Consider the following 18,895-nt stretch of genomic DNA (forward strand, 5'->3'; position numbering starts at 1 on the left):
CCGGCGCGCTGCGGTGCCGGTTGATCAGCCGGCGGCCGCGAGCGCCTTGCCGGTCTTGCTGCCGGTCTCGCGACCGAGCAGCTGCGCCAGCCAGCGGCCGGTGCGGGCGAGGGCGGGCAGGTCGATGCCGGTGGACATGCCCAACCCGTGCAGCAGGTACACCACATCCTCGCTGGCGACGTTGCCGCTGGCGCCCTTGGCGTACGGGCAACCGCCCGCGCCGGACACCGCCGCATCGACCACGCGCACGCCCTGTTCCAGGCATGCAGCGATATTGGCCAGCGCCTGTCCGTAGGTGTCGTGGAAATGCACGGCCAGCGCCTGCATCGGCACCTCCTGTGCGACCGCGGCCAGCATCTGGCGTGCCTTTGCCGGGGTGCCGACACCGATGGTGTCGCCCAGCGAAATCTCGTAGCAGCCCAGCGTGTACAGCCGCTGCGCGACGTCCACCACATCGGCCACTGGCACCTGTCCCTGGTACGGGCAGCCGAGCACGGTGGAGACGTAGCCACGCACGCGTACGCCATCGATGGCGGCCTGCTCCAGCACGGGCCGGAACCGCGCGATCGATTCGTCGATGCCGGCATTGGTGTTGGTGCGGTTGAACGCTTCCGATGCAGCCGTGAACACCGCTACCTCGCGCGCGCCTGCGGCATGGGCACGCACATAGCCCTGCAGGTTCGGCACCAGGACCGGGTAGGCGATGCCCGGCGCCTTGCCGATGCCGGCAAAGACCTCGGCGGCATCGGCCAGCTGCGGCACCCAGCGCGGACTGACGAAGCTGGTCGCCTCGATGCTGCGCAGGCCGGTGGCCGAGAGTTGATCGATCAACGCGATCTTGTCGGCGGTGGCGACCGGTTGCGCTTCGTTCTGCAGTCCATCGCGCGGGCCGACTTCGACAATGCGGACGAAGTCGCTCATGCGCCCACGTTCCTGCATGCATGCCCGGGCGCGGCCGACGCAACAGCGGTCTCATGTACGCCCACGTCCGCGCAGGGAGATACAGTGCCTAAGGACATCGGAACGGTGCTCATGCGGCGCGGTGACAGACCGCTTCGAGGTTGTTGCCATCGGGGTCGAGCACGAAGGCGCTGTAATAGTGCGGGTGGTAATGCGGGCGCAGACCGGGCGCGCCGTGATCGCGGCCGCCTGCGGCGAGCGCTGCACGGTGGAAGGCGTCCACGCTGGCGCGATCGGCCGCGGCCAGTGCCAAATGCGCGGTGCCGGGAGCCTGCGCATCGGACCCCAGCCAGACGATTGCACGCTCGATGCCGAAGCCGGCGTGCGCGCGGCTGCCGGTCTGGGCCGCGCTCAATTCCACCAGCAGGGTCATGCCCAACGGGGCCAGCGCCGCGCGATAGAACGCGACACTGGCGGCAAGGTCGCCGCAGGCGATGCCAACGTGGTCGATCCCGCTCATGCCACGCTCTCCGGCACCCATGCTGGCGCCCGTTTGTCGAGAAAGGCCCCAAGACCTTCCTGGCCTTCGGGCGACACCCGCAGGCGTGCGATCCAGGCAGCATTGGCGGCATCGATCGCGTCGCGGTCGGCAGGCGGCAGTACCGAACGCACCAGCGTCTTGGCGCTGCTGGCGGCCAGTGGCGCAGCGGCCAGCAGCAGGCGCACCTGTCGCTCCACCGCGATGTCCAACTGGTCGGCCGCCACGAGCTGGTGCAGCAGCCCCAGCAACTGCGCGGTGCCGGCGTCGAAGATCTCGGCGGTCGCGAACCAGCGGCGCGCCTGGCGCGCGCCGATCGCCGCGATGACATACGGCGAGATCACCGCCGGCAGCAGCCCCAGCTTGCTCTCGGTCAGGCCGAAGCGCGCTTCGGTGCAGCCGATGGCGATGTCGCAGCACGCCACCAGGCCGACGCCGCCGCCGAACGCGGCGCCGTTGACGCGGGCAATGGTGGGCTTGGGCAGTTCGTCCAGGGTGCGCATCAGCTGTGCCAGCGCCATTGCATCGGCAGCGTTGGCGGCCTCGCTGGCGCTGGCCATGCCGCGCATCCAGTTGAGGTCTGCGCCGGCGGAAAATGCATCGCCGGCACCGGTCAGCACCACCACGCGGATGTGGGCTGCGTCGGCTGCCTGTTGCAGGGCCTGGGTAAGGGCGCCGATCAAGGTCGCATCGAAGGCGTTATGCACCGTTGGTCGGTGCAGGCGCAAGGTGCGGACCGGTCCCTGGTCCTCGACGATCAAGCCGGTGTCCTGCATTGCGCACGTCCATGAATGAGATGCGAACCATCATAGCGGTATGGGTCGTCGGAGCCATGACGCGGTGCGTCGATGCTAGAATTGAGAACCATTCCTAACAATCAGGCCGTCTTTGTGACGCTGTCCGACATGCCCTTGCATCGCGCCGCCATTGTGGACTCTGTGGAGGATCGTCTTCCCAACGACACGATCGCCCGGCGCTTGCGCGAGCTTGGCTTTGTCGCAGGGGAGGAAGTGACCGTGCTGGCCACCGGGCCGGTGGGGCGCGAACCCTTGCTGGTGCAGGTCGGTTACACCCGGTTTGCGTTGCGTCGCAGCGAGGCGGCGCGCGTACAGGTGCGCCAAGAGGGGGTATCGGCATGAACGCGGCCAGCGTTCCGCTGCGGCTGGCATTGGTCGGCAACCCCAACAGCGGCAAGACCGCCTTGTTCAACCAGCTCACCGGCAGCCGCCAGAAGGTGGCCAATTACACCGGCGTCACCGTCGAGCGTAAGGAGGGCCACTTCCGTGCCCCGTCCGGGCGCGACTTTGCGGTGCTGGATCTGCCCGGCGCCTACAGCCTGCAGCCGGCCAGCCTGGACGAAGCGATCACCCGCGACCTGTGCCGTGGCTTCTATCCCGGCGAACCCGCACCGGACGTACTGGTGTGCGTGATGGATGCGACCAACCTGCGCCTGCACCTACGCTTTGCGCTGGAGCTGCGCGAGCTGGGCCGGCCGATGATCGTGGCCTTGAATATGGTCGACGCCGCGCAGCGGCGCGGCATCGTCATCGATCTGGCGGCGCTGGAACAGGCGCTGGGCGTGCCGGTGGTCGAAACCGTGGCAGTGCGGCGAGGTGGGGCCAAGGCCCTGGTCGAGCGCATCGACGCGCAGGCCGCCAGCCTGCACGCGCCCAGTGCAGCACCGCCGGCGGACGGCAACTACCACGCCCAGGTGCGCCAAATTCTGAGTGCGGCCGTCAGCATGCCGACCCGCACCTCGCGTGTGGACGACGCGCTGGACCGTTGGCTGCTGCACCCGATCTGGGGCCTGGTCACGCTGGCGGTGGTGATGTTCCTGATCTTCCAGGCGGTGTACGCCTGGGCCACGCCGGTCATGGATCTGATCGACGGCGGCACTGCCGCCTTGGGCGAGTGGGTGGGCGCCACCTTGCCGGAAGGCCCGCTCAACAGCCTGCTCAAGGACGGCATCATCGCCGGCCTGGGCGGGGTGATCATCTTCCTGCCGCAGATCCTGATCCTGTTCGCCTTCATCCTGGCGCTGGAAGAATCCGGCTATCTGCCGCGCGCGGCGTTTCTGCTGGATCGCATGATGGCCGCGGCCGGGTTGTCGGGGCGCTCGTTCATTCCGTTGCTGTCGAGCTTTGCGTGTGCGGTGCCGGGCATCATGTCCACCCGCAGCATCCAGGACCCACGCGACCGGCTGGCCACCATCATGGTCGCGCCACTGATGACATGTTCGGCGCGGCTGCCCGTGTATGCGCTGCTGATCGGTGCCTTCATCCCGCAGAAAACCGTGTGGGGCATCTTCAACCAGCAGGGGCTGGTGCTGTTCGGGCTGTATGCGGCGGCCATCGTCAGTGCGCTGCTGGTGTCGTGGACCATGAAGAAGTGGCGCCGCGACAAGAGCGAGCATCCGCTGATGCTGGAGTTGCCGTCCTACCGCGTGCCGCAGCTGCGCGACCTGGCGCTGGGCCTGTGGGAGCGGGCCTGGATCTTCCTCAAGCGGGTGGGCGGCATCATCCTGGCGCTGACCATCCTGCTCTGGTTCCTGTTGTCGTTTCCGGCGGCGCCCGCCAATGCAACCTTGCCGGCCATCGATTACAGCTTTGCCGGCCGCATCGGCCACGCAATGGCGGTGTTCTTCGCGCCGTTGGGCTTCAACTGGCAGATCTGCATTGCGCTGATCCCCGGACTGGCCGCGCGCGAAGTGGCGGTGGCTTCGCTGGCCACGGTCTATGCCTTGTCGGCCGCCGATGACGATGCCGCAGCGCAGGCGCTGTCGCCGTTGATCAGCGACGGCTGGTCGCTGGCCACCGCGCTGTCGTTGCTGGTCTGGTACATCTACGCGCCGATGTGCATTTCCACGCTGGCCACGATCAAGCGCGAAACCAACTCGTGGAAGCAGATGACCATCAGCGCGATGTATCTGTTCGCCCTGGCCTACCTGGCCTCGCTGGTGACCTACCAACTGGCCGTCCTGTTGGGTGCAGGCTGACATGGATCTTTCGCTCACGGTGCAATACGTGGTCATCGCCATCGCGGTGCTGGCCAGCCTGTGGGTGGTGATGAAAAAGCAGTTCCCCGGCACCTTGCGCCGGCTACGCGGCGCGCTCGCGCTCGCGCTGCTGCGCACCGGGCGACCTGCCTGGATGCAGGCGGTTGGCCGTCGCGTGGCGCCGCCGGCTACCCAGGGTGCAGCCTCCTGCGGCGGCTGCGATAGCTGCGGCCCGACGCCGCCGCGCAAGCACTGACGCACCCAACGTCGGCTACACTTGCCCGGCCGCAGGACACGGCGAAACAAGGGGCGGTGATGCGTTTGCTGGTGTTGTTGGCGGTGCTGGCCGCCGTTGCGGGGTTCTACAACTATGGTGGCAATGCGCTCGACGAAAAGCAGGTGCGTGATTTCTACGCCGCCCAGGACAAGGCGATGATGGGCCAGGATGGTGGGCCCTGTGTGCGATGACCGCGCCGGAATTCGAGATGGTGGTCCTGTACCGCATGGATTCCCATCAAAAGCGCGAGACCACCAATCGCGCCAAGTACTGCAAGTCCAATGGCGAATGGGCGCAGGTGCTCAGCCAGATGCGCCATGTGGCTGAGCCGGAAGAACTGATCGACTACAAGCAGTCGATCACCAAGATCGAGATTGCACCGGACGCGCGGTCGGCGCTGGTGGAGACGCGTGCCACACTCGGCCTGCCGGGCTTGCGCATGACCTTCCGCTCGCGCGACACATTGATCCGCAAACGGTGGAAGACCCTGATCGAACGCAGCGAAGGCACGGCCTGGGTCGGCCCCGCGTACCAGTAAGCGGGCGTCGCGCCCGGCAAATGGCGAGCAATGTATCGCTGCAGTGCACAGCGGCGCAGTCGCTGGCGTTCGCTATGCTTGTGCCATGACAACCTCCTTCCAGATCTCCCGACGTGCGCAGGCGCTGACCAGTTCGGCGATTCGTGAAATCCTCAAGGTGACCGAGCGGCCGGAGGTCATTTCCTTCGCCGGCGGCCTGCCATCGCCGGCGACCTTTCCGGTCGAGCGCATGCGCGCGGCCAGCGATCAGGTATTGCGCGATGCACCGCAGGCCGCATTGCAATACGGGCCCACCGAGGGCTACGCGCCATTGCGCGAATGGGTGGCGGCCCGGCTCAGTCGCGATGGCGCGGCCGTCCGGCCCAGCCAGGTGCTGATCACCACCGGTTCGCAGCAAGGCCTGGACCTGCTGGGCAAGGTCTTCATCGACGAAGGCAGCAAGGTGCTGGTGGAAACGCCCAGTTATCTGGGCGCGTTGCAGGCGTTCTCGTTGTTCCAGCCCAGCTTCGTCGGCATGCCCTCGGACGAGGAGGGTGTGGTGGTGGACGCGCTGGATTCGGCCCTGCTGGCCGATGCGCGCTTTCTGTATTGCCTGCCGAACTTCCAGAATCCCACCGGCCGCCGTCTGCCGCTGGCCCGGCGCCAGGCGCTGGTGGAGCGTGCCGCGCAGGCGGGTGTGCCGATCGTCGAAGACGATCCGTATGGCGAGCTGTATTACAGCGGTGAGCCGCTACCGAGCCTGCTGTCGATGAATCCGGACGGCGTGATCTACATGGGCTCCTTCTCCAAGGTGCTCGCGCCCGGTCTGCGGCTGGGCTATGTGGTGGCGCCGGAGGCCGTGCTGGGCAAACTGATCCAGGCCAAGCAGGCAGCCGATCTGCATACACCGTCGTTCACCCAGCGCGTGGTCTACCAGACGCTGCAGGACGACTTTCTGGACACCCACATCCCGCAGATCCGCGCGCTGTATGCGCGCCAATGCAGCCTGATGCTGGAAGCGCTGGACAGGCATTTTCCGCCCCAGGTGCAATGGAATCGCCCCGAAGGCGGCATGTTCCTGTGGGTGAGCCTGCCGCCCGGGCTGGACGGTACCGCACTGCTGGCGCGCGCCATCGCACGCAATGTCGCGTTCGTGCCCGGCGCACCGTTTTTTGCGACGCTCCCGCAAGCCAACACCCTGCGCCTGTCGTTCGTCACCGTGCCGGGCGAGAAGATCGATGCGGGCATTCAGGTGCTCGGCGAGGTGCTGCGCGAGGCGCTGGCCGAGCTGCCGGGGCAGGGCGCATGAGCGCGCCCGCTACGCTGCAGGACGCGCCGACCGCAACGCGGATCGATAGCGTCGCCATCGGCGTGGCACGCGACTTCACGCGCCCCGGCAGCCGCAGCGCGATCGACAAGCGCGCGGTGCGGGGTTCGGTGCAGGTTGCGGTGGACGGTCTGGTTGGCGACGAGCAGGGCGACCGGCGCGTCCATGGCGGGCCGGACAAGGCGATCCATCACTATCCGCGCGACCACTACGCCGCCTGGCGCAGCGAGCTTGGCGCGCATGCGCTGCTGGAAGCTGCCGGCGCCTTCGGCGAGAACCTGAGCAGCACCGGCCTGACCGAGGCCACGGTCTGTCTTGGCGATCGCTTTACATTGGGCACGGCGGTAGTGGAGGTCTCGCAGGTGCGCCAGCCATGCTGGAAGCTGTCGGACCGCTTCGGCGTGCGCGAGATGGCGCGCCGGGTGCAGGGCAGCGGACGCACCGGGTGGTATTACCGCGTGCTGCAACCCGGCGCGGTGGCCGCCGGCGACATGCTCACGTTGCAGGAGCGACCGCATCCGCAATGGACATTGGCCCGACTGCAGCAGGTGCTGTACGCACGCACCGTCGATACCGCCGCGATCTCCGATGTGCTGACATTGCCACTGGTGCCCTCGTGGCGCGCGTTGTTCGAGCGTCGCCTGCAGCGCAGCGAAGTCGAAAGCTGGGCCAAGCGTCTGGACGGCATGGACGGCTGAGCAAGCATCGCGCCGGTCGATGTGAGCGGCAATCCCTCAAGCAAGCGCCACGCCACCGCAAGCCCCCGCGCTCCCAGCCACACCACACCCAACAACCGCCAAACCTCACCAGCCGCACCAACGGCTCAGCCACCGCACACCGCTCTTACGATTCCCGAATCCCGAATCCCGAATCCCAGCACCTTGTGCAACCCACACCGCATCGCTAGCCTGCGGGCATGACAACGTCTCCTGTAAAAGTGTTGATCCACGGTGCCTCCGGGCGGATGGGCAAGGCCTTGTTGCGCCTGGCGGCCGAAGACGATGGCTTGCATGTCGTCGGCGCAGTGGTGGGGCGCTCGCCCTCGCAGCGGGTGGTCGACGGCGTGCCGTTCTTTGCCGCCAGCGAGCTGGGCGGTGCGCCGGCCTTCGATGTGGCGATCGACTTCAGCCTGCCGCAGGGCTTTGCGCCGGTCCTGGCGTTATGCACGCAGCGCGGCAAGCCGCTGGTCTCCGGCACCACCGGGCTGGACGAGGCGCAGCGCGCCGCCTTGCTCGATGCCGCGCGGCAGATTCCGCTGGTATGGGCGTCCAATTTCAGCCTGGGGGTGGCGGTGCTCACCGAATTGGTCGAGCGCGCCGCCGGCACCTTGCCCGGATGGGACTGCGACATCATCGAAGCCCATCACGTGCACAAGCAGGACGCACCCTCCGGCACCGCACTGACGCTGGGCGAAGCGGCCACCGGCAGCGGTGCGCAACCGCGCTTTGCCAGCCTGCGCGCCGGCGATATCGTGGGCGAACACACGGTGCAGTTCACCGGCCTTGGCGAACGGGTGGAGCTGGTGCATCGCGCAACCAATCGCGACATTTTCGCGCGCGGCGCCCTGCATGCAGCCAAGCGCCTGATCGGGAGGCCGGCCGGTAGCTATCGGGTGCGCGACCTGGTGCTGTAACGCGCCACGCAACCGCGCGTGAACGGTTGCCAGGCGCGGCAGCGCATTCATGCCGCTCCGGCGCGGCGTCTGCCGCTTCGGCTGCGCGACAGGGTGGCATGCGGGGGCACTTGCCTTTACAATTCTCGCTTGCCCGAACCAGCGTCGGACCGGTCCTCAGCACCGCGTCCGCGCTTTGCTGCAACCGGAATTTGGCCGGAAGCGCATCGGAGTCCCAGGCAGCCAGAGCGAGACCCCACGTGACCCAACCCGCAATCCTTGTCCTCGAAGACGGCACCGTGTTCGAGGGCGAATCCGTAGGCGCCAACGGGCTTTCCGTCGGTGAAGTGGTGTTCAACACCGCCATGACCGGTTACCAGGAAGTCCTGACCGATCCCTCCTACGCCCGCCAGATGGTCACGCTGACCTATCCGCATATCGGCAACACCGGCTTTACCGATCAGGACGACGAAGCCCGCAAGATCTGGGCCGCCGGCCTGATCGTGCGCGATGTGCCGCGCCGTCCCAGCAACTGGCGCAGCCAGGTGGCCCTGCCGGAATGGCTGCAGGCGCGCGGCGTGGTGGCCATCTCCGGCATCGACACCCGCAAGCTGACCCGTTTGCTGCGTGAGAAGGGCGCCCAGAACGGCGCGTTGATGGCCGGCGAGATCGACATCGAAAAGGCATTGGAAGCCGCGCGCAAGTTCCCCGGCCTGAAAGGCATGGATCTGGCCAAGGTGGTTTCCACCGAGACCAGCTACAGCTGGCAGGAAGGCTCGCTGGATCTCAACTCCGACACGTTCGTGCGGGCCGAGCTGAAGCACAAAGTTGTTGCTTACGATTACGGCGTCAAGCTCAACATCCTGCGCATGCTGGCCGACCGTGGTTGCGACGTCACCGTGGTACCGGCGCGCACGCCGGTGGCCGAGGTGCTGGCGATGCAGCCGGATGGCGTGTTCCTGTCCAATGGCCCGGGCGACCCGGAGCCCTGCGATTACGCTATTGACGCGATCAAGGAGCTGGTCGCGCAGAAGGTGCCGACCTTCGGCATCTGCCTGGGCCATCAGTTGCTGGCGCTGGCCGCTGGCGCGAAGACGGTGAAGATGACCACGGGCCATCACGGCGCCAATCACCCGGTGCAGGATCTGGACGGCGGCCGGGTGATGATCACCTCGCAGAACCACGGGTTTGCAGTGGATGAAAGCAGCCTGCCGGCCAATGTGCGGGTGACCCACCGTTCGCTGTTCGATGGCACCAACCAGGGCATCGCGCTGACCGACGCACCGGCGTTCTCGTTCCAGGGCCACCCCGAAGCCTCGCCCGGTCCGCGCGATGTGGGGCCGTTGTTCGATCGGTTCGTGGAGTTGATGCGGGGCCCGGGACCCGGGACCCGGGACCCGGAAAAGGCAGCCTGATGGCTGTCTCCCATTTCCGGGAGCTGGAGGTCTGGCAGCTGTCGATGCAGCTTGCCGAATCAGTGTATGCGTTTGGCACCTCGCTGCCGCAGGTGGAGCGCTACGGTTTGACCTCGCAGCTCCAGCGTTCGGCGGTATCGATTCCGTCCAATATCGCGGAAGGCAACGCACGCAGCACCACCCGGGATTACGCGCGCTTCGTCGCGATTGCCATGGGCTCGTGCGCTGAATTGCAGACGCAACTGTTGCTGGTCGAGCGACTTGGAATGGGGCAACACGCAGAACTGATCGCGGCGCTGGAGCTGTGCGAGCGCGTCAGCCAAATGCTTTCCAGATTGCAGCAGTCATTGCAGCGTCGGCTTGAATCCGGGTCCCGGGTCCCGGGTCCCGGGTCCCGCATCTCAGAAAACGTTGAGGATTACTGAAAAATGCCACGTCGTACCGACCTAAAAACCATCCTGATCATCGGCGCTGGTCCGATCGTCATCGGCCAGGCCTGCGAGTTCGATTACTCCGGCGCGCAGGCGTGCAAGGCGCTGCGCGACGAGGGCTACCGGGTGGTGCTGGTCAACAGCAATCCGGCCACCATCATGACCGACCCGAACATGGCCGATGCCGTCTACATCGAGCCGATCAACTGGCAGACGGTCGAGAAGATCATCGCCAAGGAAAAGCCCGACGCCCTGCTGCCGACCATGGGCGGGCAGACCGCGCTGAACTGCGCGCTGGATCTGGCCGATCACGGCGTGCTGGAGAAGTACAACGTCGAGCTGATCGGCGCCAAGCGCGAAGCGATCCGCATGGCCGAAGACCGCGAGCTGTTCCGCGTGGCGATGGGCGAGATCGGCCTTGAATGCCCCAAGGCCGAAGTGGCGCACACGCTGGAAGAAGCGCTGGATATCCAGACCCGGGTCGGTTACCCGACCATCATCCGCCCCAGCTTCACCCTGGGCGGCAGCGGCGGCGGCATCGCCTACAACCGCGAAGAGCTGATCGAGATCGTCGGTCGCGGCCTGGAGCTCTCGCCGACCACCGAAGTGCTGGTGGAAGAGTCGGTGCTGGGCTGGAAGGAATTCGAGATGGAAGTGGTGCGCGATACCGCGGACAACTGCATCATCGTCTGTGCCATCGAAAACCTCGACCCGATGGGCGTGCACACCGGCGACTCGATCACCGTGGCGCCGGCGCAGACGCTCACCGACAAGGAATACCAGCGCCTGCGCGATGCCTCGATCGCGGTGCTGCGCAAGATCGGCGTGGATACCGGCGGCTCGAACGTGCAGTTCGGCATCAGCCCGACCACCGGCCGCGTGGTCGTCATCGAAATGAACCCGCGTGTGTCGCGTTCCTCGGCGCTGGCCTCCAAGGCCACTGGTTTTCCGATCGCCAAGGTCGCCGCCAAGCTGGCAGTGGGCTACACGCTGGACGAATTGAAGAACGAGATCACTGGTGGTCTGACCCCGGCCTCGTTCGAGCCGTCGATCGACTACGTGGTCACCAAGATTCCGCGCTTTGCGTTCGAAAAATTCCCGCAGGCCGATGCGCGCCTGACCACGCAGATGAAGTCGGTGGGCGAGGTGATGGCGATGGGCCGCACCTTCCAGGAATCGCTGCAGAAAGCGCTGCGTGGCCTGGAAACCGGCAAGATCGGCCTGGATCCGACCGGCCTGGACCTGAGCAGCGAAGACGACATCGCCACGCTCAAGCGCGAGCTCAAGGCACCGGGCCCGGAGCGTTTGTTCTACGTCGCCGATGCCTTCCGTGCCGGCATGACGGTGGCCGATGTGTATGCGCTGTCGTTCATCGACCCTTGGTTCCTGGACCAGATCGAAGAAATCATCAGCCACGAACAGCAGCTGGCCGACGACGGCATGGCGGCGCTGGATGCACCGTGCCTGCGCATGCTCAAGCGTGCCGGGTTCTCCGATGCGCGCATGGCGCAGCTGATCGGCAGCAACGAAGAATCGGTGCGCACGTTGCGCCGCGCGCTGAAGGTGCGGCCGGTCTACAAGCGCGTGGATTCGTGCGCTGCCGAATTCGGCACCAGCACGGCCTATCTGTACTCGACCTACGAGGACGAATGCGAGGCGCTGCCGACCGATCGCGACAAGATCATGATCCTGGGCGGTGGCCCCAACCGCATCGGCCAGGGCATCGAGTTCGATTACTGCTGCGTGCACGCGGCACTGGCGCTGCGCGATGATGGCTTTGAAACCATCATGGTCAACTGCAATCCGGAAACCGTCTCCACCGACTACGACACCTCCGACCGCCTGTACTTCGAGCCGCTGACGCTGGAAGACGTGCTGGAAATCGTCGAGCTGGAGCAGCCCAAGGGTGTGATCGTGCAGTACGGCGGCCAGACTCCGCTGAAGCTGGCGCGTGCGCTGGAAGCCAATGGCGTGCCGGTGATCGGCACCAGCCCGGATTCGATCGACCTGGCCGAAGACCGCGAGCGTTTCCAGCAGCTGGTCGACAAGCTGGGCCTGAAGCAGCCGCCGAACCGCATCGCCCGCAACGCCGACGAAGCCTTGGTGCTGGCGCGCGAGATCGGTTACCCGCTGGTGGTGCGCCCGAGCTACGTGCTGGGCGGCCGCGCGATGGAAATCGTCTACGGCGAATCCGACCTGGCACGCTATGTGCGCGATGCAGTGAAGGTCTCCAACGACTCGCCGGTGCTGCTGGACCGCTTCCTGGACAACGCGGTGGAAGTGGACGTGGACATCATTGCCGACAAGGACGGCAACGTGCTGATCGGCGGGGTGATGGAGCATATCGAAGAGGCCGGCGTGCATTCGGGCGATTCGTCTTGCTCGCTGCCGCCGTATTCGCTCTCGCCGCAGACCCAGGCCGAACTGCGTCGCCAGGTGGTGATGCTGGCCGAAGGCCTGAACGTGGTCGGCCTGATGAACACCCAGTTCGCGGTGCAGGTCAACGATGCCGGCGACGACATCGTCTATCTGCTCGAAGTGAATCCGCGCGCTTCGCGTACCGTACCGTTCGTGTCCAAGGCCATCGGCATGCCGCTGGCCAAGATCGCCGCCCGCTGCATGGCCGGCAAGACGCTGGCCGAGCAGGGCGCCACCAAGGAAATCGTGCCGGATTACTACTCGGTGAAGGAGGCGATCTTCCCGTTCGCCAAGTTCCAGGGCGTCGACCCGATCCTCGGGCCGGAAATGCGCTCCACGGGCGAGGTGATGGGCGTGGGCCGCAGCTTCAGTGCCGCGTTCGCTCGTGCGCAGGAAGCCGGCGGCATCAAGGCGCCGCCGGTGGGCAAGGCGTTCGTGTCGGTGCGCGACCCCGACAAGCAGCGCGTGTTGCCGGTGGCGCAGGCGCTGGTGGAGCGTGGCTTCACCCTGGTGGCCACGCGCGGCACCGGTGCGTGGCTGCAGCAGAACGGGCTGAGCTGCGAGATCGTCAACAAGGTGGCCGAAGGCCGCCCGCATATCGTCGATTCGATCAAGAACGGCGAGATCGTCTATATCGTCAATACCACCGAAGGTCGCGCTGCCATCTCCGATTCGTTCTCGATCCGGCGTGAAGCGTTGCAGCATCGCGTGACCTATTCGACCACTGTCGCCGGCGCCAAGGCGCTGGTGCAATCGCTGGAATTCCGTGGCACCGGCCCCGTGTGGTCGCTGCAGGAACTGCACAAGGAGCTGGAAGCATGAGAGCACCCATGACGTTGAAGGGCGCGCAGCGCCTGCGCGAAGAGCTGGAGCAGTTGAAGTCGGTCAAGCGCCCGGAGGTGATCAACGCGATCGCCGAAGCGCGTGCGCACGGCGATTTGAAGGAAAACGCCGAGTACCATGCTGCGCGCGAGCAGCAGAGCTTCATCGAAGGCCGCATCAAGCAGCTGGAAAGCGAGCTCTCGCATGCCGAGATCATCGACATCACCAAGTTGTCGGCCGGCACCAAGATCGTGTTCGGCGCCACGGTGACGCTGGCAGATACCGAGACCGACGAAGAAAAGCGCTACCAGATCGTTGGCGACCTGGAAGCGGACATCAAGATGGGCCTGATCGCGATTTCCTCGCCGCTGGCGCGTGCGCTGATCGGCAAGCTGGAGGGCGATTCGGTCACCATCGATGCGCCGGCCGGCCAGCGCGAGTACGAAGTGGTCAGCGTCGCGTACCTGGACTGAGCGGCACTACCGCGCGATGACCACCGCCACGCTGCTGCTGCCGGAAAAACGCCGTCTGCCCGGAACCCTGGGCAATGCGCTGGTGGCGCGTGCCTTGGCGCGCGCCGACCAGCAGCAGGCCGTAAGTGGTGAGGTGGCGCAGCTGCAGCGTCATTTCACCCTGACCCCGGCGCATTGGCCGGTGGCTGCGTTGACCCGCCAGCTGGATGCGGGCGATGCCGCCGGCGCCACCTGGGTACGTGCCGACCCAGCCTATGTGGTGCCGGACATGCAGGGCGCCCGTCTGATGGGCTATGGCGAAGCGCTCGGTCCCACCGCCGAGGATGTGGCGGTGTTGCTGCCGCTCCTCAAGCCGATGTTCGGCGATGCCGGTTTCCTGCTCGACGCGCCCACGCCGTCGCGCTGGTATCTGCGGTTGTCCCCGGACGCGACGTTGCCGGATTTCGTGCCGCCGGATGTCGCAATCGGCGACGACCTGTTCGAGCATCTGCCGGCAGGCGATGCAGGCCGGCGCTGGCGTGCCTTGCTGACGGAGGCGCAGGTGCTGCTGCATCAGCATCCCTGGAACGAGGGCCGCGTGGCCAGCGGCAAGCCGGCGATCAATTCACTGTGGTTCTGGGGTGGCGGTGTGCCGCCGCGTGCAGTGACATCGCCGCATCGTCAGGTGCGCAGCCGCGAGTCGTTGCTGCGTGCGTTGGCGCTTGCCGCCGGTGCCGATGCGCACGGCGAACAGCGCGTGGATGCGCTGGTGGATCTGCGCCATCTGCGCTCATTGCAGCAGTTTGGCGACGAGGCGGTGGCACCGCTATTGGCGGCAATGGCGCGCGGCGAGCTGGATCGGCTGGTGCTGGATTTCCAGGACGGTGAAACGCTGTCGCTGGCACGCACGCAACGTTGGCGGTTCTGGCGAACGCCGCGCCTGCAGCTGGCGCAATGACGTCCAGCCCGCGGATCGTCCGGCGGCCTGCGGGGCCGGCCGGGCAATGGCCCGATGCCATGCTGCCGCTGCTGCGCCGTCTCTATGCCGCGCGCGGCGTGCGCGACGCGCAGGGCGCGCAGCCGCGCTTGGGGCAACTGCTGTCGCCGCAGCTGCTGCACAACAGCGATGTGGCCGCCAACCTGTTGGCCGATGCGATTGCACAGCAACGGCGCATCCTGGTGGTGGGCGATTTCGATTGCGATGGCGCCACCGCCTGCGCGGTGGGTGTGCGTGGTTTGCGCATGCTCGGGGCGCTGGATGTGCACCACGCCGTGCCCAATCGCATGGTGCATGGCTATGGCCTGTCGCCGGCCTTGGTCGACGAACTGGCCGCGCTGCAGCCGGATGTGCTGGTCACCGTCGATCACGGCATCGCCTGCCATGCCGGTGTGGCCGCAGCCAAGGCGCGCGGCTGGACGGTGCTGGTCACCGACCACCATCTGCCGGGGGAGGTGTTGCCGCCAGCCGATGCGATCGTCGACCCGAACCTGGCCGAAGACAGCTTTCCCAGCAAGACCCTGGCCGGGGTCGGCGTGATCTTCTACGTGTTGCTGGCCTTGCGCAGCACGCTGCGCGCACGCGGTGCATTTGCCGACCGCAGTGAACCCGATCTGTCGGTACTGCTGGATCTGGTAGCCGTCGGCACGGTGGCCGACCTGGTGCCGCTGGACACCAACAACCGTGCCCTGGTGTCGGCCGGCCTGCGTCGGCTGCGCGAAGGCAAGGGCTGCATCGGCCTGCGAGCATTGATCGATGCCAGCGGCCGCGATGTCGCACGCTTGAGTGCCAGCGATATCGGCTTTGCGCTCGGGCCACGTCTCAATGCGGCCGGTCGGCTCGAGGACATGGCACTGGGCATCGAACTGCTGCTCAGCGAAGACTGGAGCCGCGCGCGCGAGATTGCCGGCACGCTGGAAGACATCAATGCCGAGCGCCGTGCGGTGCAGCAGCTGATGACCGACGACGCCGAGCAGGCCGTCACCAAGGTGGTGCTGGATGCCGATGGTGCGTTGCCGATGGCCGCCTGCCTGTTCGATGCCGACTGGCACCCGGGCGTAATCGGCCTGGTCGCCTCCAAACTCAAGGACCGGCTGCACCGTCCGGTGATCGCGCTGGCGCCAGCGGAGCCCGGCAGCAGCCAGCTGCGTGGCTCGGCGCGGTCGATCCCCGGCCTGCACATCCGCGATGTGCTGGCGGCGGTGGACGCGCGCCATCCCGGCCTGATCCAGAAGTTCGGTGGCCATGCGATGGCTGCCGGGCTGAGCATCGACCACGCGGCGCTGGCCACCTTCGAACAGGCCTTTCAAGCACAGGTGCAGGCGATGGTGGACGCCTCGCTGCTGCATGCCGAATTGCACAGCGACGGCGAACTGGCCGCGCACGAACTCGATCACGTGCATGCCGAAGCGCTGCGCGTGGCCGGGCCATGGGGGCAGGGCTTTCCCGAGCCCTTGTTCGATGGTCGGTTCGAAGTATTGCAATACCGTGTGCTCAAGGAGCGCCATCTCAAACTGACCTTGCGCTGTCCCGGCCGGCCCGAGCCGCTCAACGCCATCCACTTCAACGGCTGGCGCGGCAGCGAGCCCGCGCGCGTGGTGCGGCTGGCGTACCGTCTGGTCAGCGACGACTACCGCGGCGGCACGGCGGTGCAGTTGATCGTCGAACATTGCGAGCCGGCGTCGTCATCTGGGTGAGTGCGCCGCCGGGCCTGGGCGGCGTTGGCAATGCAACCTGCTGCGGGCGCGGCATGCCGCAGTGGCGGGGCATCGCTGCCAGTCATCACCCCACCAAGGCAGGCGTCGTTGCAGGCGTGGCGGCCTGTGGTTCTCGCGCCGTCATGCCGAACAGCGGCCGCAGCCAGCGCACGCGGCGGATCAGGTATTCGTGCAACAGCAGGCATCCCGCCACGGTGGCAAGCAGCACCAGCGCCGGCTCCAGCCAGGGGCCCAAGTGCAGCGGTGCCAGCCAGTACAGCGCCAGGATGATCAGGCTTTGATGCAGGATGTACCAGGGGAACACCGCCTGGGTGCAGTACGGCAGCCAGGCAAACGGGCGATTCAGACGCTGTCTTGCCCAGCCCAGCAGCGTGAGCAGGGCCAGCCAGGTATAGGCTGCACGTGCCAGTCGTTCCACCACGTCCCAACGTACTGTCGCCAGCATGTCGGACAGCTGTGCAGGATCGAGCGTACGCCCCAGATGCCGGATGCCCAGTTCGAGCGTGATCGCCAGCAGCGCCGCGATCAGGGTCGGCCAGCGCAATTGCACCACCCAGTCCCAGAAGCGTGCGCGATGGGCCAGCACATACCCGAGCACGAACAGCGGAAACGATTCGGCATGCACGAACCAGTCGCCAACCAATGCATGGGTCGGCGGATGGCGCGGCATCACCCACAGCACGCAGAAGGCTTCCCAGAGGATGGGGACCAGCAGCACGGCCGGGCCCGCAATGGAGCTGGGCAGGCGCGGAAGGGTGACCGGCAAGGCGCGGCCCAGCGCAATCATCGCCATCAACACCAAGGTGTAGGGCAGCAGATAGGCCAGGTACCACAGGTGGTTCCAGGTGATGCCATGTTCCCAGCCATCGAAGCTGCCGGCCGGCCACGGCCGCAGCTGCCAGTAGCGCAGCAGAAAGCTGCCGAACCCGGGGACCACCTTGCCGTTGCTCACGCCCTGGCAGTAGGCCTGCACGGCCACCACGACGAACATGCCGAACAACAGTGGCGGCAGCAAGCGCCCGCAGCGCCGCCACGCGAACTGCCACGGCGCACGCTCGGCCCGCGCCAGGCCGATTGCCATGCCCGAGATCAGGAACAGCAGCGGCATCCGCCAGCGGTTGAGCGCAATCATCGGCGGCTGCAGCCAGTCGGTGGTGTAGGCGCTCTTCAGGTGGAAATCCCAGCCGGCCACGTAGGCCATGCCTACGTGATAGAGGATCAGCAGGGCGAAGGCGAAGACGCGCAAGGCATCGATATCGTGGCGGCGCTCGGTCATGGTGCGGTCGGTAACGGGAGAAGTGGGTGCATCCTGCCCGCCGGCTCGCGAGGGCATAGGTGTCAGGGGTGGAAGTGCCCCGGCGCAGTGACCAGTTGTGCCGTCCCAGGGACGAACGGGGGCGGCTGGGGTGACGGTTTCGCCCCGTCGCGCAGGCCTCTATGATCGCCAGCTGCCAACTGCGGACGTGTGCAATGGAAACGACCGGGCCACGCCCGCCGACACCTAGGGACGGAGTGCGCCACTTCACCACGCGCTGGGCGGTGACGATCTGGTTGCTGGTGTTCTACCTGAGTGCATTGGGCAACACGCTGAGCGCGTGGCTGGCAGGGCGCCGCGATGGCGAGGCGATCGTGCTGTGGCAGGTGTTGAGCTGGGAGTTGAGCAGCGCCACCGCGGCGCTGTTGCTGTTGCCGGCAGTGCTCTTTCTGTGTGCCCGATGGCCGCTGGAGGCCGCTGCCTGGCGGCGGCGCCTGCCGTTGTATGCGGCGGCTGCGCTGGGATGGTGGTTGGCGCATGTGGCCGGCATGGTGGTGTTGCGTAAGTCGATTTACGCCATGGCCGGTACCCATTACGACTTCGGGGGCGGGCTGCAGTGGATGTACGAGCTGTCCAAGGATCTGCGCACCTTTGCCCTGCTGGTGGCGTTGCAGCACATCTTGAGCTGGTACGCGCGGCGCCGCCAGGGCGAGGCGCATCTGCTCGCCGCGCCGGAGGAAGGGCCACCAGTGGAGCCGTTGGACCGGCCGGAGCGCTTTCTGGTGCGCAAGCTCGGTCGGGATTTTTTGGTGGCTACCGCAGATATCGAATGGATCCAGGCCTCGGGCAACTACGTCAACCTGCGCGTGCGCGGGCATGACTATCCTCTGCGCAGCACCATGGCGGCGATCGAGGCCAGGCTGGACCCGGCCGTGTTCGTGCGCATCCATCGCAGCTATCTGGTCAATCTTGGGCAGGTTCAGGCCATTGAGCCGGCCGATTCGGGCGACGCGCGCGTGCACCTGCGCGACGCCACCGTGTTGCCCTGCAGTCGTAGCCATCTGGTCACGCTGCGCGCGCACGCCGGGCAGGCCGCGGCCGGGTCCAGGACCGAGCCACTGCCGGTGCGCTGACCGGCAACCCGGTCTGGGCAGGAAGATGCCCGGGAACGCACGGCGTATCGCGCAGCGGTTCCGGCGTCGCGCGCCAGGCGTCGCAGCC

17 protein-coding genes and 1 pseudogene are annotated in these 18,895 nt (G+C 66.7%); 14 read left to right on the plus strand and 4 right to left on the minus strand.

Annotated features, from left to right (window positions below):
* Window positions 1-24 precede the first annotated feature (24 nt).
* From ACCQ10_RS09720 to ACCQ10_RS09730, 3 genes are all read right to left on the minus strand, one after another.
* A complete protein-coding gene (locus ACCQ10_RS09720) occupies window positions 25-921 on the minus strand; it encodes a hydroxymethylglutaryl-CoA lyase (protein ID WP_228313900.1) in 897 nt (298 codons plus the stop codon).
* Window positions 922-1,030: 109 nt separating this feature from the next.
* Complete coding sequence (locus tag ACCQ10_RS09725; RefSeq protein WP_039410283.1) at window positions 1,031-1,420, minus strand: VOC family protein; 390 nt, start codon at window positions 1,418-1,420, stop codon at window positions 1,031-1,033.
* Entirely contained in the window at window positions 1,417-2,214 is a 798-nt protein-coding gene (locus ACCQ10_RS09730) for an enoyl-CoA hydratase-related protein (RefSeq protein ID WP_184557432.1), read from the minus strand. The genes ACCQ10_RS09725 and ACCQ10_RS09730 overlap by 4 nt, the downstream gene beginning before the upstream one ends.
* Before the next feature lie 114 nt (window positions 2,215-2,328).
* On the opposite strand from ACCQ10_RS09730, the gene ACCQ10_RS09735 reads away from it, so the two are divergent.
* The 13 genes and pseudogenes from ACCQ10_RS09735 to recJ all read left to right on the plus strand — a co-directional run bounded on the left by ACCQ10_RS09735 (window position 2,329) and on the right by recJ (window position 16,398).
* Complete coding sequence (locus tag ACCQ10_RS09735) at window positions 2,329-2,577, plus strand: FeoA family protein (RefSeq protein WP_039415340.1); 249 nt, start codon at window positions 2,329-2,331, stop codon at window positions 2,575-2,577.
* A complete protein-coding gene (gene feoB, locus ACCQ10_RS09740) occupies window positions 2,574-4,433 on the plus strand; it encodes a ferrous iron transporter B (RefSeq protein WP_372362940.1) in 1,860 nt (619 codons plus the stop codon). The genes ACCQ10_RS09735 and feoB overlap by 4 nt, the downstream gene beginning before the upstream one ends.
* Before the next feature lies 1 nt (window position 4,434).
* Window positions 4,435-4,689 carry a DUF6587 family protein gene (locus ACCQ10_RS09745; protein ID WP_228335396.1) on the plus strand — a complete coding sequence of 85 codons (255 nt, stop codon included), beginning with the start codon at window positions 4,435-4,437 and terminating at the stop codon, window positions 4,687-4,689.
* 59 nt (window positions 4,690-4,748) lie between these two features.
* Window positions 4,749-5,248 (plus strand): annotated as a pseudogene (locus tag ACCQ10_RS09750) (nuclear transport factor 2 family protein).
* Window positions 5,249-5,333: 85 nt separating this feature from the next.
* Window positions 5,334-6,536: an aminotransferase-like domain-containing protein gene (locus ACCQ10_RS09755; protein ID WP_372362941.1), complete on the plus strand. Its 1,203-nt coding sequence runs from the start codon at window positions 5,334-5,336 to the stop codon at window positions 6,534-6,536.
* Window positions 6,533-7,252, plus strand: a complete 720-nt coding sequence (locus ACCQ10_RS09760) for an MOSC domain-containing protein (protein WP_372362942.1) — start codon at window positions 6,533-6,535, stop codon at window positions 7,250-7,252. The genes ACCQ10_RS09755 and ACCQ10_RS09760 overlap by 4 nt, the downstream gene beginning before the upstream one ends.
* Window positions 7,253-7,470: 218 nt before the next feature.
* Window positions 7,471-8,187 carry a 4-hydroxy-tetrahydrodipicolinate reductase gene (gene dapB / locus ACCQ10_RS09765; RefSeq protein WP_047696246.1) on the plus strand — a complete coding sequence of 239 codons (717 nt, stop codon included), beginning with the start codon at window positions 7,471-7,473 and terminating at the stop codon, window positions 8,185-8,187.
* Between the two features lie 239 nt (window positions 8,188-8,426).
* Window positions 8,427-9,581, plus strand: coding sequence for a glutamine-hydrolyzing carbamoyl-phosphate synthase small subunit (carA, locus tag ACCQ10_RS09770; protein ID WP_372362943.1), 1,155 nt, complete (start codon window positions 8,427-8,429; stop codon window positions 9,579-9,581).
* Window positions 9,581-10,006: a four helix bundle protein gene (locus ACCQ10_RS09775; protein WP_068835657.1), complete on the plus strand. Its 426-nt coding sequence runs from the start codon at window positions 9,581-9,583 to the stop codon at window positions 10,004-10,006. The genes carA and ACCQ10_RS09775 overlap by 1 nt, the downstream gene beginning before the upstream one ends.
* Window positions 10,007-10,009: 3 nt before the next feature.
* Window positions 10,010-13,252, plus strand: a complete 3,243-nt coding sequence (gene carB / locus ACCQ10_RS09780) for a carbamoyl-phosphate synthase large subunit (RefSeq protein WP_372362944.1) — start codon at window positions 10,010-10,012, stop codon at window positions 13,250-13,252.
* Between the two features lie 8 nt (window positions 13,253-13,260).
* Entirely contained in the window at window positions 13,261-13,725 is a 465-nt protein-coding gene (gene greA / locus ACCQ10_RS09785; RefSeq protein ID WP_184442499.1) for a transcription elongation factor GreA, read from the plus strand.
* A gap of 16 nt (window positions 13,726-13,741) precedes the next feature.
* Window positions 13,742-14,662, plus strand: coding sequence for a phosphoglycerate mutase (locus ACCQ10_RS09790; RefSeq protein ID WP_372362945.1), 921 nt, complete (start codon window positions 13,742-13,744; stop codon window positions 14,660-14,662).
* Window positions 14,659-16,398 (plus strand): single-stranded-DNA-specific exonuclease RecJ, encoded by a 1,740-nt coding sequence (gene recJ, locus ACCQ10_RS09795; protein ID WP_372362946.1) that lies wholly within the window; start codon window positions 14,659-14,661, stop codon window positions 16,396-16,398. Before ACCQ10_RS09790 ends, recJ begins: the two co-directional genes overlap by 4 nt.
* Before the next feature lie 85 nt (window positions 16,399-16,483).
* Here recJ and ACCQ10_RS09800 read toward each other — a convergent pair whose 3' ends face one another.
* Entirely contained in the window at window positions 16,484-17,695 is a 1,212-nt protein-coding gene (locus tag ACCQ10_RS09800) for an acyltransferase family protein (RefSeq protein ID WP_372362947.1), read from the minus strand.
* A 161-nt stretch (window positions 17,696-17,856) separates the two neighbouring features.
* Here ACCQ10_RS09800 and ACCQ10_RS09805 point away from each other — a divergent pair, with 161 nt between their 5' ends.
* Window positions 17,857-18,807 (plus strand): LytTR family DNA-binding domain-containing protein, encoded by a 951-nt coding sequence (locus tag ACCQ10_RS09805; RefSeq protein WP_372362948.1) that lies wholly within the window; start codon window positions 17,857-17,859, stop codon window positions 18,805-18,807.
* Window positions 18,808-18,895: the final 88 nt, after the last annotated feature.

The organism is Xanthomonas sp. NCPPB 1325 (assembly GCF_041477645.2).
Lineage (GTDB): Bacteria > Pseudomonadota > Gammaproteobacteria > Xanthomonadales > Xanthomonadaceae > Xanthomonas > Xanthomonas cannabis.